Below are 13,470 nucleotides of genomic sequence, written 5' to 3'. Positions count from 1 at the left end.
CGCGCGCCCTGGGGCGATTTTCACCTTGCCCGGCGGGAATGACAAGAGAGCCGGGCACGCGCAACGTGCCCAAGCCCCCCGGCCGGCTTCTAGCCCGTGTCCCGCGCCAGGAACCGCTGCGCCAGGCGCACGAAATACGCGGCCCCCAGCGGGATCGCTTCATCGTTGAAGTCATACGACGGGTTGTGCAAGCGGCAAGGCCCGGGCCCGTGCCCCGCGTCCCGATGCGCGCCCGCGCCGTTGCCCAGCAGCACGTAGCAGCCCGGTCGTTCGGCCAGCATGAAAGAGAAGTCCTCGGACCCCATCAGCCGGGCAAGGTCATCCGACACGCGCTCTTGGCCCGCGACTTCACGCATGACCTCGACCGCAAAGCGCGTCTGTTCCGGGTCGTTCACCAGCGACGGATAGCAGCGTTCGAAGGTCAGCGTGGCCGTGCAGCCGAACGTGGTGGCGGCACCGTTGGTGATTTCTTCGATGCGCCGCTGGATCATGTCCAGCGTGTCGTCGCGGTGCGTGCGCACCGTGCCGCCCAGCCACGCCGCTTGCGGGATGACGTTGACCGCGTCGCCGCCGTGGATCTGCGTGACGGACAGCACCGCCGGTTCGTCGGGCGCGCGGTTGCGCGAGATCACGGTTTGCAGCGCCAGCAGGATGTGGCCGGCGCAGACCAACGGGTCGACGCCCAGTTCCGGCTGCGAGGCGTGCGCGCCCTTGCCCGTGATGTCGATGCGAAAGCGGTTGCTGGACCCCATGAAAGCCCCGGCCCGCACGCCGAAGCTGCCCACGGGCAGGTCCGGCCAGTTATGCAGCGCGAACACCGCATCGCAGGGGAAGCGGTCGAACAAGCCGTCTTCGATCATGGCGCGCGCACCGGCCTGGCCGCCTTCTTCGGCGGGCTGGAAGATGCAGTGGATGGTGCCGTCGAACTGCGCGTGCCGCGCCAGGTACCAGGCCGTGGCCAGCAGGATGGCGGTATGGCCGTCGTGACCGCAGGCGTGCATGCGGTTCTCGTGTTGCGACTTGTGCGCGAAGGCGTTGGCTTCGGGCATCGCCAGGGCGTCCATGTCGGCGCGCAGGCCGATGCGGCGCGCGCCCGTGCCGCGCGTCAGCGTGCCGACCACGCCGGTGCCGCCGATGCCGGTCGATACCTGCCAGCCCCAGGCGGCCAGTTCGCGGGCGACGAGCGATGCGGTGCGGTGTTCTTCAAAGCCGATTTCCGGATGCGCGTGCACATCGCGGCGGATGGCGCGAAACGCCGGGTTGGCGCTGATGGTGGCAAGTATGTCGGCGGCGTCGGCGGCGTCGGCGGTGACAGCGGCGTCGGCGGGGGCAATGCCGAGGTTGTCGCGGCCGGCGTCGGGGTCTTGGTGGGTCGTCATGCGGTTCCTCAAGGCTGCGTCGGAAGGTTCAAGGCGCGCAACGCGGTGACGTCGTCACGGATGCGGGCATCGAAGCTGGCTTTGTCGTAGGCGGTTGCCGATTCCATGCCCATGGCCAGTACGCGTTCGCGCACCTCGGGCTTGTCCATCACGGCGGCAAGCGCGTCGCGCACGCGTTGCAGGCGCTCGGGCGGCACGCCCTTGGGGGCCAGCACGCCCACCCAGCCGACCATCTCCATGCCCTTGACCGTCTGGCTTTCGTTGATGGTGGCCAGGTCGGGGTAGGCCGCCAGGCGCTGGCGGCTGATCACGCCCAGCGATTTGATGCGGCCTTGTTGCAGATGCGGCAGCGCGGTGGGCGGCGCCATGACGGCCATGTCGATCTGCCCGCCCAGCAGGTCATTGACCAGCGGCGACGCGCCCTTGTACGGCACGTGCAGCATCTTGGTGTCGGTGCGGCGTTGCAGGTCTTCAACCACCACCTGCTGAAACGTGCCTTGGCCCGGGCTGCCATAGCTCAGGCTTTCCGGGGCGGCGCGCAGCGCCTGCACGACCTGGTCGATATTCGATTGGGGAAGATCCTTGCGGGCCACCAGAATGAGCGGCGACGTGAACACCAGCGACACCGGGTCGAAACTGTCCGTGGCATACCGCAGGTTGCGATTGACCAGCGGCTGCAAGACCACGTCGTTGATGCTGCCGGCCAGCAGCGTCGTGCCGTCGGGCTTGGCCTGCGCCACGCGGCCCGCGCCGATAGCGCCGCTGGCGCCGCCCACATTCTCGATGACTACGGTTTGGCCCAGGCGTTCGCTCAGTTGCGGGGAAATCGCCCGCATCACGGCGTCGATCGAGCCGCCGGCGGGGAAGGGGATGATGATGGTGACCGGCTTGTCGGGCCAGGTTTGCGCTTGCACGGGCGCCAACCAGGCCCCCGCGATCAGCGCCGCGGACAGCGCGGCGCGAACCCGCGCGCGACGGAAAAAGTGCAGCATTTCAAACCCCTTGTTTTGTTGGTGTCAGGCCGCTATTGCGCCTTGAATAGCTATACTTGAAAAGTGAAATATCAATAACAGATATGCCGTTTAGGAATAGCTGAATCCATGCGTACCGCCACCGCCACCGCCACCGCCACCGCCACCGCCACCGCCACCGCCACCGCCACCGCCACCGCCACCGCCACCCCCGGCAGCCCGTCTTCTGCCGCCACGCTCTTTAACCGCCTGATCGCGCGTACCCGGCTGCGGCATTTGCAGCTGATCGTGCTGGTGGCCGAATTGGGCAGCGTGCAGCACGCCGCCGCGCAGATCGGCCTGACCCAGTCGGCCGCCACCAAGATGGTGCTGGAAGTCGAGCGCGTGCTGGAAGCGCGTTTGTTCGAACGACACGCGCGTGGCATGCGGCCCACCTTTGCCTGCCGGGATTTGCTGCCGTTGCTGCGCAATGTGATGAACAGCCTGACCGGTTGCGCGGAGTCCCTGGCGGCGGCGGGCGCGGGCTTTGAAGGCACGGTGCGCGTGGGCGCGATCACGGCTGGCGTCAGCGGCGTCATCAACCCCGCGCTGCCCGAGTTCTTTGCCCGCCAGCCGCAGGTTCGTCTGGAATTGTTCGAAGACGCGTTGCCGGTATTGCTGGGTCGTTATGCGGATGGCGAACTGGATTTTCTGGTTGCGCGCGAACCCGCGCAGCTGGCGCCCGATTCCCAGTTCCAGGCATTGCTGGCCGATATCTGCGTGGTGGCCTCGGGGCCCGGGCACCCGCTGCTGGGCCGCCGCAATCTGCAACCCGCCGATTTGCTGGCCTACCCCTGGGCCAGCCCACCGCTGGATAGCCAGACCTATCGCGCGTTCGAGGCGCTGTTCGCCGAAGGCGGGGAACTGCCGCCTCAGCAACCGCTCAGCACGCGCTCATTTGCCACCATGGTGCATTACCTGCGCGCCAGCCAGGCCCTGATGATGGGCCCCTTGAGCTTCGTGCGCGAAGGCCTGGATTCCGGCGCGCTGGCGCGGCTGGATTGCACGCTGGCCGACACCTTGCCGCCGTTGGGCCTGGTCAGCCGTACCGAACCGCGCAACCGCAGCGTGGCGGCTTTCCAGGCGCATCTGTTGGAGACCCATGCGGCTCGCCGCCCCGGATCGCAACGCGCGGGCTAGGGGATGACCGAGTAGATGGACGCCGGCACCGGGCCTCCGTGCAGTTGCAGCCGATTGCGCGCGGTGCATTCAAATTGCGCGCCTGCCTTGCGCGCCACCGCCTCGCTTGCCACGTTGCCCGCTGCAATCACGATCTCGACGCGGTGCATGCCCAGGGTGTTAAAGGCGTAGGGCAGCATCGCCCGCACCGTGCGATGCGCGACGCCTTGCCGTTGGGCCGACTGCCTTACCCAGTAGCCCAGATTGCAAAACAGGTTCTGCTGATTGATCGCGTTCAGCCCCACGCCACCCAGCAGCCGGCCAGCGTCTTCCGAGAACACGCCGAACTCATGGCCCGTCTGCGCATCGCGGCTGGCGCGGCACATCGCAAACCAGTCCAGCGCGTTTTGCTCGGAAAACGAAGCCGTGCACCACGGCATCCAGCGGCCGACGGTATCGACGGATTCCCGTGCGGCATTCGCGAAATCTTGGGCGTCGGTATCGCGGAATTCACGGAACAATAGGCCTTGGAAAACGAAGGGCTGCATGGCTTTTTCTTTGGGCGGATTGGAGGCAACGGTGGAACATTATCGCTAAATGATTGCGCGTTGCGGGCGGCCGTTGGCGGCCTCTGCGCGCTGACGCAGCCCGGCATTGCGAGTAAGGTAGCGGTTTACACGCTTAAGGCCTGATTACCCGGCACATCGGCCTGTGCCGCCAGCAGGAAACCGATCATCATGCAGATTCTTCGTTCAGCAGTGCGGTGCGTCATTGCCCCGCTTTGTTTCGCGGCAATGGCCGCTTGCACAAGTCAGCCCGCGCGGCAAACCGATATGGACTATCACAGCCGGCCGTCTTCCACGACGCAGTCCGCAACGGGTAACCCGGGTTCATCGGGCCAGCGCCTGACCATACAGTCCGGTGAAGGCGAAAGGTTGAATCTGCCTTGGTTCATCCAGGATACGCAGGACTGGGTCAACAGCAACTGATCGACCCAGCACGGGGCCACGACACGCGGCGCCGCGCACCGATTTCTGAAAACGCCCAGCCGATGCTGGGCTTTTTTGTTGTGGGGCTGGGAACGGCAATTGCTGCCGACGTCGATGTTTCCGCGCGCGAGTCCGCTACTTTAAGAGGCGATCAGACGTGACCCAACTTATCGAAAACAGATATGCCCTGACCGTGCACCCCGTGCCGGCAGTCTTCCTGGCGGGCATGTTCCCGTGGTTTCTAGGCGCCGCGCTAGCCGATGCGGCCTATGCGCAGTCTTTTCACATCCAGTGGAATAATTTCGCGTCGTGGCTGATCATCGGCGGCCTGGTGTTCGGCGGCATCGCGCTGCTGTTCGCCATCGTGGATCTTTTCCGGGCCTATCAGCGCGCACGCGGCATCGTTTCGTACACGGTGGTGCTGTTGGCCACCTGGGTGTTAGGCATTATCAACGCCTTGATCCACGCGCGCGATGCCTGGGCGAGCATGCCGCTGGGCTTGATCCTGTCGGTGATCGTGGCGGTGCTTGCGTGCGCCGCGATCTGGCTGGGCTTTCGCACGCCGCACATCAGAGGGGCCAAATGAAACACGCCAGCTTGCTTGCCGTTATCCCGCTTGCCGCCGCAGCCGGAATTTGCCTGGCCCAGGGCCAGCCGTCTCAGGTGGGGCCCACGCCGGAACTACCCAAGCCCGAGCAGGGGCTGCTGCCTGACATGGTCATCGCCAAACCCGCGGACTGGGGCGACAAGATGCCCACGGTGCCTGAGGGCTACAAGATCACCGCCATCGCCAAGGACCTGAAAATACCGCGCCAGACGCTGGTATTGCCCAATGGCGACATCCTGGTGGCAGAGGGCAGGGGCGGCAATGCGCCCAAGCTCAAGCCCAAGGACGTCATTGCCGGCATCATCAAGGCGCGCGGCACCAGTTCGGTAAAAGGCGGCAACCGCCTGACCTTGCTGCGCGATGCCGATGGTGACGGCACGTACTCGGCCTCGACCTTCGCGGAAAATCTGGATGCGCCCTATGGCCTGGCATTGATAGACAACAAGCTCTATGTCGCCAACCAGGGCGCCTTGGTTCGCTTCGACTACCAACCGGGCCAGACACGGGCCAGCGGCCCGCCTGAAACCGTGACCGAGTTGCCGTCCGAGATCAATCACCACTGGACCAAAGCGCTGGCCGCCAGCGCGGACGGTCAGCATCTGTATGTGGGCATCGGCTCTAACAGCAACATCACGGAACGCGGCATGGACGTGGAGGCGGACCGCGCGCGAATCTGGCAGATCAACGCCCGCACGGGCGAACACAAGGTCTACGCCACGGGGCTGCGCAATCCCACCGCGTTGACGATTGAACCGGGCTCCGGGCAGCTGTGGGCCGTGGTGAACGAGCGCGACGAGCTGGGTCCGAACCTGGTTCCCGACTATTTGACCGCCGTGCAGGCGGGTGCCTTCTATGGCTGGCCGTATAGCTACTGGGGGCAGAATATCGATGACCGCGTGCGCCCGCAAAACCCGGACAAGGTGGCGGCCGCCATCAAACCGGACTACAGCCTGGGCGCGCACGTGGCGGCCCTGGGCGTTGATTTTTCGTCCGAGGCGATGGGCGCAAAATTCGCCAATGGCGTGTTCGTCGGCGAGCACGGCAGCTGGAACCGTAGCGACCCGGTCGGCTACAAGGTCGTCTTTGTGCCGTTCCGCGACGGGCGCCCGTCCGGTCCGCCGCAGGACTTTGTGGCAGGCTTTCGGGATAGCGACGGCACCACGCGCGGCCGCCCGGTAGGCGTGACGGTAGACCCGAAGGGCGCGCTGATCGTGGCGGACGACCTGGCAAACGTGATCTGGCGTATCACGCCGACGTCGGAAGCAGGGGCGGGGGCAGGCAAAGGCACAGGCACAGGCACAGGCACAGGCTCCGGTTCCAGCCCAAGCGCAGCCCCAACCCCAAGCTCAGCCCCAAGCTCCGGCCCAGCCCCCAGTTCAGGCTCCCCCCAGCAACCCGCCACCGCGCCGCAATAGGATCAACGTCAGCTCAAGCCGCCGCTGCAACAGATAGCGCAACGGTCGCCACGGGCCGGTCGCCTATCCATTCGGAAAAACGCAGCAGATAGCCGTCGGGGTCCTGCACCAGAAATTGCTGGACCCCGATCTCGATCTGCCCGTTTCGATACCAACGTTGCTGCATCGTCCGGTACATCGGCCAGTCCGCCGCCAGCAGCCGTTCGTATAACGGCCCGACGGACTTCACCTTGATCTCAAAATTCACACCCCGCCCCAAAGGCGCTTGCAGCGGGGCGGTGATCCAGCCATCGTCTCCCCGGATCTCGTCCAGCATGAATTGCGCGCCGTCCCGATCCAGAAACACAAAACCCTCTTCCTCGCGCTGGTAGACCACCTCGAATCCACACAGGTCGATCCAGAAGCGTCGGCTTTGCGCTATGTCTCGAACCATCAGCTCCGGGACCAGGCGCGCTCGGTACGATTTATCTTCCATCGTCTCTCCTTGTGTCTCTATTCGTTGGGCCGCCATGATATCGCCCGGCGGCGTTGCGCGGTCAGCCCGCGTGTGACGTTTCCGGCACGTTTAGGCGGCCGGCAGCACATACAGCACCCGTGTCGAAACAGGACTTGCGGCGCTGCTTGACCCTCACGTAACGTGATGGCCCAGAGTTTGGCCTGCGCATTCGAAGGAGGAAACATGCAGCTGACCGTAGGAGAACTGGCAAAGCGTAGCGGGCTGACCGTGCGCACGCTTCACCACTATCACGCGATTGGTTTGCTGACGCCTTCAGCGCGCGCCGACAACGGCTATCGCCTGTACGGTCGCGACGAAATTGCCCGTCTGCATCAGATTCAGGCATTGCGTCGCTTCGGATTGGCCTTGGCGGAAATCGGCGCCTACCTGGACCAGCCCGGCGTTCCCTTGGCGGACGTGATCTCTCGGCAGATTGCCATGCTGGACCGTCAGATGCAGCAGGCCGCGCGCTTGCGCGAGCGCTTGGCGCAACTGCACGGGCAGTTGACGGACGGCACGGAGCCCGAGCTGGCCGATTGGCTAAAAACTCTGGAAATGATGACTATGTACGATAACTATTTTTCGCCCGAAGAACTGGCGCGCCTGCCCCTGTATACGCATGGGCCGGACGGCGACCCGGACTGGCTTGCGTTGGTTCAGCAAGTGCGTCAGCAGATGGAGCAGGGCGTGGCGCCCGAGGAAGCCAATCCACGCGAGCTTGCCCGGCGCTGGATGGAACTGCTGCTGCGCGATACCAACGGCGATCCGCGCTTGTTGGTGAAGCTCAATCGCATGCACGAGCAGGAACCTGGCATGCAGACGCACGTCGGCATTTCCAAAGCCATGCGCGACTATGTGCTGCGCGCCTTCTCGGAAAGCAAACTGCTGATCTACGAAAAACACCTGACGCCGGACGAAGCCCGGTTCATGCGCGAACATTACGGCGACCGGATTTCGGAATGGCCGTCGCTGATCGCGGAGGTCCGAAACGCCATCGATGCGGGCGTGGCGCCCGATTCGGAAACCGGCCAGGCTCTGGCGCGGCAGTGGCTGGAACTGTTCAGTTCGTACGCGGGCAAGGACCCGGCCACACATGCCAAGTTCCGGCAGGCGTTGATGACCGAGCCCGAGTTGACCGCCGGCACCTGGGCCGACGACGCGACGCTGGCGTTCATGCGGCAGGCGATGGGGGCGTTTGCCAAGTAAGCCAACCCCCCAGCCGTTCCGGTGCTAGCCCGGCGGGCGCGGCGTTACCAGCTTGATCTCGTCGATCTGGCTGGCATAGCTGGCGCCTTGCAGCAGCAGCACCGTTTGCGGGTTGCCCTGGCGCCGGTCGATCCATTGCGATTGGGTCCCCGGCGTCTTTTTGCGGAACTGGATGTCGTAATCGGCGGCGGCGTTGTCGTAAGGCAGGCGCACGTCGATCCAGCTTTCGCCCAGCAGGCGGTTGACCGTGCGACGGCTATCGCCGATTTTCAGGCCGACGATGCTGCCCGTGAACGGCGCGCGCACGGTGATGGTGTCCACCTTGCCGGCAAAGTCGAACACCAGCTCCATGCCCCGATCCGGAAAGTCCAGCTTGGTTTTGCCGGACTTGCCTGCGGGCACCGGCATGGCCGTGGTGCCAAAGGCCGTTTGCACCTGGCTGATCGAATCGCCCAGCCACACGCCCAGGCCGGTCGTCACCAGCGTGTCGTCGCCGGCGCCTGCCGGTTTGTCGCCGAAGCGTTCGCGATAGGCGGCGGTTTGCACGGCCAGGTTGGCGCGGTCGCGCAGAACGTCGCCGGCCAGCCAGTTGCTCATGAAGTCACGCATCGGTTCGCCTTGGCAGTCAAAGCGGTCCGACGCGTTGCGCGCCGCCAGTTGCTGCGCTTTTTCGACGTAGGTCTTGTCTTTATCGGTCAGCAGCGCGGGGATCTCGTCCAGCACGAAACGTTTGCCGGGGTTGTTGCACTTTTCGGCATACAGGTTGTAAAGCGTGGCGTTGGCGTGGATACGCGCCAGCGACGTGGCGATGTCATCGCGCAGCAGCACCTGGCTGACCGTGGCCGAGCGTTGCTCGGTGCGTGCGCGCACGTCCTTGTCCAGCTCGCTTGCCAGGGATTTCGGACGCGGCTCGCTGGGGCCGAACAGCCGGCTTTGCAGGTTGTCAATCGACTGGCCGACGTTGACGTTGTACAGGCCGGCGCTTTGGCCGATCTGGAAAATGCACAGCAGACCCGCCGCCACGCACAGCACCGTGCGCGGCCACCCGCGCGCGGGCTCGCCGTACGAGCCGTCGTTCTTGAGCATCTTTGCCGCCATCACCAAACCGGCAATAGCCAGGATCAGGCCCAGGATATTGAAACGGGTGTCCTGCACCACCATGCCGTTCACCGAAGCCTGCTGGGTCGTACCCATGAATAGCCAGAAAGGCAGCATGCCCAGAATCAGCGCGAAGATTGGGCGGCGCAGTCGATGCCAAAGGCCGGGGGTGTTCTGACTCATATCGCAGGGTCTCTCTGTCTTGGTTTCGAGGACCCGCATTATTAACTGGATCGGCGTCACCGTTTTTTCCTTTCAAAGGGCTGCGGTGTGGGCGCGCATATCAGAAAGGTATGGAACGCCTGGGTGGGGCGCGCGTGCGTTTCGCGTCTGAGTCATTGTTTTTCACTGATCGTAAACCCGTATGGATCCCAGAATTCCGTAGCTGTGAAGCAGCCGGTTCACCCAGGAAATTCCGCCATATATACCGTCAAGGTATCAATTTGGACATTCAAAGTATTGGACGATAAAAGTGCGTCGGACCTATAAATCCACATCCCGACCCTTAACCATTCCTGTGCCGAACATGCCCGTAGCAACTATCGAACGCATCGAAACGTCTCTTGTCGACCTCCCGACCATTCGGCCTCACAAGCTGTCCGTGGCCACGATGCACGGGCAGACGCTGATGCTTGTTCGCGTGGTGTGCAGCGATGGCGTTGTGGGTATCGGTGAAGGCACCACCATTGCCGGCATGGCGTACGGGCCGGAAAGCCCCGAGGCCATGAAGCTGGCCATCGACGCCTACTTCGCGCCCGCGATGATCGGCCAGGACGCCACCCGCATTCAGGCGCTGATGGCGCACGTGGGCAAGCTGGTCAAGGTGAACCACTTTGCCAAGAGCGCGCTGGAAACGGCGTTGCTGGATGCGCAAGGCAAGCGCCTGGGTGTGCCCGTCAGCGAACTGCTGGGCGGGCGCCGCCGTGACCGCCTGCCGGTGGCCTGGACGCTGGCCTCGGGCGATACCGCCCGCGACATCGCCGAAGCCGAGCAAATGCTGGATACGCGGCGACATCGGATTTTCAAGTTGAAGATTGGCGGCCGGGACCCGAAGGTCGACATCCAGCACGTGGCCAATATCAAAAGCGCGCTGGGCGACCGGGCGTCGGTGCGGGTGGACGTCAACATGGCGTGGAGCGAGACGCAGGCCGCCTGGGCCATCCCGGCGCTTGCGCAAGTGGGCTGTGAACTGGTCGAGCAGCCCGTTGCCAGCGCCGTGTCGTTGGCACGTTTGATGCGCCGCTTTTCCGTCGCCTTGATGGCCGACGAAGTGCTGCAAGGCCCCGAAAGCGCTTTCGAGATCGCGCGGGGGCACGGCGCGGATGTGTTCGCTATCAAGATCGAACAGAACGGCGGCCTGTTTGCCGCCCAGCGCGTGGCCGCGATTGCCGATGCGGCGGGTATAGAACTGTACGGCGGCACGATGCTGGAAGGCGCCGTCAGCACCATTGCCGCCGCGCATCTGTTCGCCACCTTTGCGCAACTGCAATGGGGCACGGAATTGTTCGGCCCCTTGCTCATCACCGAAGAGATCCTGACGCAGCCGCTGGATTACAGCGACTTCGAACTGACCGTGCCCAAGGGCCCCGGCCTGGGCATTGAACTGGACGAAGCCCGCATCAAACGCTTTACGCGTGACGGGCTGATCAAGGTGACGGCCAAACGGCATTGATCGCGGGCGTTGTGCCCCGCGTGCAGCGAAACGCTAGCGATACCCCAGCGATACCCCAGCGATACCCAAACGGAGACAAAATCATGAGCCTCAACATTTTTAACAGCAAGGAAGTGCAGGACCTGCTGACCGCCGCTTCGAACGTGGACGGCGGCGAGGGCACGCCGCGCTTCAAGCAGATCGTGCACCGCCTGTTAAGCGATCTTTTCAAGGCCATTGACGACCTGGACATCACGCCGGACGAGGTCTGGGCGGGCGTGAACTACCTGAACAAGCTGGGCAGCGACGGCGAAGCCGCGTTGCTGGCGGCCGGCTTGGGCCTGGAAAAGTACCTGGACATCCGCATGGACGAAGAGGACAAGCGGGCGGGCCTGGACGGCGGCACGCCGCGCACCATTGAAGGCCCGTTGTACGTAGCCGGTGCGCCGCTGCGCGACGGTGTGTCGCGCATAGATCTGGACCCGGACGACGCCGCCGGCCCGCTGGTGATTCGCGGCGTGGTCACCGATACCAATGGCGCGCCGCTGGCCAATGCGGTCGTCGAATGCTGGCACGCAAACTCCAACGGCTTTTACTCGCACTTCGACCCCACCGGCGCGCAAACCGATTTCAACCTGCGCGGCGCCGTCAAGACCGGCCCCAATGGCGAATACGAATTCCGCACGCTGATGCCCGTCGGCTACGGCTGTCCGCCGCAGGGCGCCACCCAGCAACTGCTGGACTCGCTGGGCCGCCACGGCAACCGCCCCGCGCACGTGCACTTCTTCGTCAGCGCCGACCAGCACCGCAAGCTGACCACGCAATTCAACATCGAAGGCGACCCGCTCATCTGGGACGACTTTGCCTATGCCACGCGTGAAGGCCTGATTCCGCCGGTGGTTGAAAAATCCGGCGGCGACAAGCTGGGTTTGAAGGCCGATACCTACAAGGAAATCGAATTCAACTTTGCGTTGACCAGCCTGTTGCAAGGCAAGGACAACCAGATCGTCAACCGCCTGCGCGCCAGCGCCCAGGCGTAATTGCCCACGGCCTCGCGCGGCGATGCTCGGGGCCTTTATTTCCGCATTGCAGTGCAGTCTTGACCACATACCAATAACGCATAACGCACCAAGCGAAATCACGAGGGGACTTTCATGTCAGCAACGCTATCCATACCCAGCCTGATCGATAAGAATCGAATGAGCGCCTTCCAATGGCGCGTCTTGATTCTGTGTTTTTTGATTGCCCTGTTCGACGGCTTCGACACGCAGGCCATGGCCTTTACCGGCCCGGCGATTCTGGTGGCCTTCAAGCTTCAGTCGGGCGAACTGGCGCCCATTCTTACTGCCGGCATCGTGGGCATGACCGTGGGCGCCATGCTGTTGGGCCTGGTGGGCGACCGCATCGGCCGACGGCCCGCCGCCTTGATGGGTGTTGCCGTGTTTGGTGTGGCGACGCTGATGACGGCCGGTGCCACCGAGACCTGGCAGATCCTGGCGCTGCGCTTCATTGCCGGCCTGGGCATGGGCGGCTGCACGCCTATCGTGCTGGCGTTGGCTGCCGAGTATGCCCCCGCGCGCTTGCGCGGCACCGTCATCACCGGCGTGCTGCTGGGCCTGCCCGCCGGCGCCATGCTGGGCGGCCTGCTGGCCGCGCGCATGCTGCCCGTGATTGGCTGGCAAGGCATCTTCATCGTGGGCGGCGTTGCGCCGTTGTTGTTGCTGCTTGCGTTGTTCGTGCTGCTGCCCGAATCGCTGCAATTCAAGGCCATGCGCGGCGATGCCGCCGGCCAAAGCTATGTGGCCCGCATCCTTGCCAGGATCTCGGGCCAGCCGCTGCCTGCCGGCACGCGCTTTACCGTGCCGGAAGACGCCACGATCCGCGCCAGCGTCAAGGCGTTGTTCGCCGATGGCTATGCGCGCAAGACCATCGCAATCTGGTCCATCTATCTGCTCAATTGGGTGGCGTGGTTCATGCTGCTGTCGTGGTTGCCCACTGTGCTCAAGGCCGCCGGGCTGCCCGCCGACCAGGCGCCCATGGGCACGTTCACCGTGAACCTGGTCTTCATCGTCTGCGCGATCCCCCTGTCTTACCTGATGCCGCGCGTGCCGACGCGTTCGTTGCTCATCGCCATGTTCGCGTTGGGTATCGCGGTGTCGTTGGGCCTGGGCTACGCGGGCACCGACTGGACGATGGTCTTCATTCTGGTGGGGGCAGCCGGCCTGGGCATCGGCGGCCAGCAACTGGCGCTGAACTACCTGGTGATTGGCGCTTATCCCACCGCGCTGCGCGCCACGGCCACGGGCTGGTCCATCGGCGTGGGACGTGCCGGCGCCATCATCGGCTCGGCCATCGGCGGCAGCTTCCTGGGCTGGTTCGGCCCGTCGGGCTTCTTCCTGGCCCTGGCCGTTCCGCTGGCGGGCGCCTTGCTGGCCGTGCTGCTTGTCGACACGAAAACGTCGCGGCCCGTGCCGGGCGAACTGTCGCGCGCCCACTAAAT

General features: G+C 64.5%; 13 protein-coding genes. 8 read left to right on the top strand and 5 right to left on the bottom strand.

What is annotated here, in order from left to right; genetic code table 11:
* Positions 1–89: 89 nt before the first annotated feature.
* Both AC0Z35_RS23330 and AC0Z35_RS23325 read right to left on the bottom strand, forming a co-directional pair.
* Positions 90–1,379: a M20 aminoacylase family protein gene (locus AC0Z35_RS23330; protein ID WP_485132895.1), complete on the bottom strand. Its 1,290-nt coding sequence runs from the start codon at positions 1,377–1,379 to the stop codon at positions 90–92.
* A gap of 8 nt (positions 1,380–1,387) precedes the next feature.
* Positions 1,388–2,371 (bottom strand): Bug family tripartite tricarboxylate transporter substrate binding protein, encoded by a 984-nt coding sequence (locus AC0Z35_RS23325; protein WP_046807791.1) that lies wholly within the window; start codon positions 2,369–2,371, stop codon positions 1,388–1,390.
* 108 nt (positions 2,372–2,479) lie between these two features.
* Between AC0Z35_RS23325 and AC0Z35_RS23320 the strand changes: the two genes are divergently transcribed.
* Positions 2,480–3,529: a LysR family transcriptional regulator gene (locus AC0Z35_RS23320; RefSeq protein WP_485132896.1), complete on the top strand. Its 1,050-nt coding sequence runs from the start codon at positions 2,480–2,482 to the stop codon at positions 3,527–3,529.
* Here AC0Z35_RS23320 and AC0Z35_RS23315 read toward each other — a convergent pair.
* Positions 3,526–4,056: a GNAT family N-acetyltransferase gene (locus AC0Z35_RS23315; protein WP_314355769.1), complete on the bottom strand. Its 531-nt coding sequence runs from the start codon at positions 4,054–4,056 to the stop codon at positions 3,526–3,528. The genes AC0Z35_RS23320 and AC0Z35_RS23315 overlap by 4 nt on opposite strands.
* A gap of 189 nt (positions 4,057–4,245) precedes the next feature.
* Between AC0Z35_RS23315 and AC0Z35_RS23310 the strand changes: the two genes are divergently transcribed.
* From AC0Z35_RS23310 to AC0Z35_RS23300, 3 genes are all read left to right on the top strand, one after another.
* Positions 4,246–4,497 carry a hypothetical protein gene (locus tag AC0Z35_RS23310; RefSeq protein ID WP_082134694.1) on the top strand — a complete coding sequence of 84 codons (252 nt, stop codon included), beginning with the start codon at positions 4,246–4,248 and terminating at the stop codon, positions 4,495–4,497.
* A gap of 157 nt (positions 4,498–4,654) precedes the next feature.
* The gene (locus AC0Z35_RS23305) at positions 4,655–5,083 is read left to right on the top strand and encodes a DUF2231 domain-containing protein (protein ID WP_319301795.1); all 429 of its coding nucleotides are present in this window, start codon (positions 4,655–4,657) and stop codon (positions 5,081–5,083) included.
* Entirely contained in the window at positions 5,080–6,519 is a 1,440-nt protein-coding gene (locus tag AC0Z35_RS23300; protein WP_485132897.1) for a PQQ-dependent sugar dehydrogenase, read from the top strand. Before AC0Z35_RS23305 ends, AC0Z35_RS23300 begins: the two co-directional genes overlap by 4 nt.
* A 13-nt stretch (positions 6,520–6,532) precedes the next feature.
* On the opposite strand, the gene AC0Z35_RS23295 is transcribed toward AC0Z35_RS23300, so the two are convergent.
* Positions 6,533–6,994: a bleomycin resistance protein gene (locus AC0Z35_RS23295; RefSeq protein WP_485132898.1), complete on the bottom strand. Its 462-nt coding sequence runs from the start codon at positions 6,992–6,994 to the stop codon at positions 6,533–6,535.
* Positions 6,995–7,198: 204 nt separating this feature from the next.
* Between AC0Z35_RS23295 and AC0Z35_RS23290 the strand changes: the two genes are divergently transcribed.
* The gene (locus AC0Z35_RS23290) at positions 7,199–8,221 is read left to right on the top strand and encodes a MerR family transcriptional regulator (RefSeq protein WP_485132899.1); all 1,023 of its coding nucleotides are present in this window, start codon (positions 7,199–7,201) and stop codon (positions 8,219–8,221) included.
* A 24-nt stretch (positions 8,222–8,245) separates the two neighbouring features.
* On the opposite strand, the gene AC0Z35_RS23285 is transcribed toward AC0Z35_RS23290, so the two are convergent.
* On the bottom strand, positions 8,246–9,502 hold the full coding sequence (locus AC0Z35_RS23285; protein ID WP_485132900.1) for a hypothetical protein: 1,257 nt from the start codon (positions 9,500–9,502) through the stop codon (positions 8,246–8,248).
* Between the two features lie 343 nt (positions 9,503–9,845).
* Here AC0Z35_RS23285 and AC0Z35_RS23280 point away from each other — a divergent pair, with 343 nt between their 5' ends.
* The 3 genes from AC0Z35_RS23280 to AC0Z35_RS23270 all read left to right on the top strand — a co-directional run bounded on the left by AC0Z35_RS23280 (position 9,846) and on the right by AC0Z35_RS23270 (position 13,468).
* The gene (locus AC0Z35_RS23280) at positions 9,846–10,991 is read left to right on the top strand and encodes a muconate/chloromuconate family cycloisomerase (RefSeq protein ID WP_485132901.1); all 1,146 of its coding nucleotides are present in this window, start codon (positions 9,846–9,848) and stop codon (positions 10,989–10,991) included.
* Positions 10,992–11,074: 83 nt separating this feature from the next.
* Positions 11,075–12,010 (top strand): catechol 1,2-dioxygenase, encoded by a 936-nt coding sequence (catA, locus tag AC0Z35_RS23275; protein WP_485132902.1) that lies wholly within the window; start codon positions 11,075–11,077, stop codon positions 12,008–12,010.
* A 114-nt stretch (positions 12,011–12,124) separates the two neighbouring features.
* Complete coding sequence (locus AC0Z35_RS23270; RefSeq protein WP_485132903.1) at positions 12,125–13,468, top strand: MFS transporter; 1,344 nt, start codon at positions 12,125–12,127, stop codon at positions 13,466–13,468.
* Positions 13,469–13,470 lie beyond the last annotated feature (2 nt).

The organism is Achromobacter sp. 1L-A-4-B-C2 (assembly GCF_057291955.1).
The sequence above is the reverse complement of the archived record's forward strand: the minus strand, read 5'-3'. Positions and strand labels throughout refer to the sequence as shown.

What these genes read in the sequence shown, in the direction of transcription:
- AC0Z35_RS23330 (WP_485132895.1), bottom strand. Translation starts at nt 1,379, where the DNA reads ATGACGACCCACCAAGACCCCGACGCCGGCCGCGACAACCTCGGCATT.
- AC0Z35_RS23325 (WP_046807791.1), bottom strand. Translation starts at nt 2,371, where the DNA reads ATGCTGCACTTTTTCCGTCGCGCGCGGGTTCGCGCCGCGCTGTCCGCG.
- AC0Z35_RS23320 (WP_485132896.1), top strand. Translation starts at nt 2,480, where the DNA reads ATGCGTACCGCCACCGCCACCGCCACCGCCACCGCCACCGCCACCGCC.
- AC0Z35_RS23315 (WP_314355769.1), bottom strand. Translation starts at nt 4,056, where the DNA reads ATGCAGCCCTTCGTTTTCCAAGGCCTATTGTTCCGTGAATTCCGCGAT.
- AC0Z35_RS23310 (WP_082134694.1), top strand. Translation starts at nt 4,246, where the DNA reads ATGCAGATTCTTCGTTCAGCAGTGCGGTGCGTCATTGCCCCGCTTTGT.
- AC0Z35_RS23300 (WP_485132897.1), top strand. Translation starts at nt 5,080, where the DNA reads ATGAAACACGCCAGCTTGCTTGCCGTTATCCCGCTTGCCGCCGCAGCC.
- AC0Z35_RS23295 (WP_485132898.1), bottom strand. Translation starts at nt 6,994, where the DNA reads ATGGAAGATAAATCGTACCGAGCGCGCCTGGTCCCGGAGCTGATGGTT.
- AC0Z35_RS23290 (WP_485132899.1), top strand. Translation starts at nt 7,199, where the DNA reads ATGCAGCTGACCGTAGGAGAACTGGCAAAGCGTAGCGGGCTGACCGTG.
- AC0Z35_RS23285 (WP_485132900.1), bottom strand. Translation starts at nt 9,502, where the DNA reads ATGAGTCAGAACACCCCCGGCCTTTGGCATCGACTGCGCCGCCCAATC.
- AC0Z35_RS23280 (WP_485132901.1), top strand. Translation starts at nt 9,846, where the DNA reads ATGCCCGTAGCAACTATCGAACGCATCGAAACGTCTCTTGTCGACCTC.
- catA (WP_485132902.1), top strand. Translation starts at nt 11,075, where the DNA reads ATGAGCCTCAACATTTTTAACAGCAAGGAAGTGCAGGACCTGCTGACC.
- AC0Z35_RS23270 (WP_485132903.1), top strand. Translation starts at nt 12,125, where the DNA reads ATGTCAGCAACGCTATCCATACCCAGCCTGATCGATAAGAATCGAATG.